This is a genomic window from Lysinibacillus macroides, from assembly GCF_001281525.1.
GTDB lineage: Bacteria > Bacillota > Bacilli > Bacillales_A > Planococcaceae > Lysinibacillus > Lysinibacillus macroides.
Genome location: NZ_LGCI01000011.1, coordinates 1 through 1,081, shown reverse-complemented (window position 1 = coordinate 1,081; position 1,081 = coordinate 1). Strand labels below are relative to the sequence as shown.

2 protein-coding genes are annotated in these 1,081 nt (G+C 36.4%); both read right to left on the bottom strand.

What is annotated here, in order from left to right; translation table 11 throughout:
* Positions 1–145: 145 nt before the first annotated feature.
* Complete coding sequence (gene tnpB, locus ADM90_RS20320; RefSeq protein ID WP_053994328.1) at positions 146–502, bottom strand: IS66 family insertion sequence element accessory protein TnpB; 357 nt, start codon at positions 500–502, stop codon at positions 146–148.
* Positions 492–815, bottom strand: coding sequence for an IS66 family insertion sequence element accessory protein TnpA (gene tnpA / locus ADM90_RS20315; RefSeq protein ID WP_053993084.1), 324 nt, complete (start codon positions 813–815; stop codon positions 492–494). Before tnpA ends, tnpB begins: the two co-directional genes overlap by 11 nt.
* Positions 816–1,081 lie beyond the last annotated feature (266 nt).

Here is a 1,081-nt window from a genome sequence, read left to right as displayed (position 1 = left end):
ACTTTTGCCTCTAGGACTTCTTTTTGTTTTTCTAAATCCGCATTTTTTGCTGCGAGTTCTTCAATTGTATCTTGTAGTTCATGCGTATTTTTTTCCATGAAAATAGAATACCATAAAGAGAGGTGACATGGATTGTCAACTCTCTTTAAATGATAAATTTTGCATCCATTTTTTGATGTGCTTGTTTTTGTTCTAATGGAAGTCCATCAAGCAACCAATTTAATTGGCGAGGACTAATGCATTGAGGGTTGGATGTTTGTTCGTCTGGCCATTGAAAAATGCCTTTTTCAAGACGGCGATAATACAACCAAAACCCATTATGATCCCAATGGAGAATCTTTAACTTATCTCGTTTGCGATTACAGAAGACAAATAGATTGGAAGAGAAAGGATCCAGTTGAAAACTCATTTGAACAATCGCTGCCAATCCATCGATCGACTTTCGCAAATCTGTTGAACCCGTCGCTAAATAGACTCGTTCAATGGGTGTTTTACTTAACATGTGACTGAAGAACCTGAAGCACTTCATTAAAAAGTGCATGATTGAAGCCTTCTTTAATTTCAATTGAAACATCTCCTACCTTAACTGTTAAAGTAGATGTTTCTTCAATCGAATTGGATGAATCGATGGCAACCCATTGTGTAAGAGGATAAGCGACGTGAGTCGGTTCAGTATCCAATCGTTTCATCCAGCTATACATACTTTGGACACCTACTTGATTTTGTTTACACCAAGCTTTTACACTTGGCACTCCACTGGATCTACAGGCATCGATGCGTTCTTGCCACATCTGTTTTCGTTCCTCTGGTGACATAAAAAACCTCCTAACAATTGATGTTAATGTGATTATCACAAAACTCGGCAATTATTAGAAGGTGTGTAGTATTTGGCGCTTACTTTTAAAAGGAATGGTAAGGCATTGGAATCTTCTATATCAATTGCATATGTAACGATGTTACTTTCATCAATCCAAAGTAGACGATATACTTTATTACACGTCAAGTCTTTAATTAATTCATTAACTGATATTGTAATCAATGTTATCCTCCTCGTATATTAGTAGTAAGAGCTCTTTCCGAT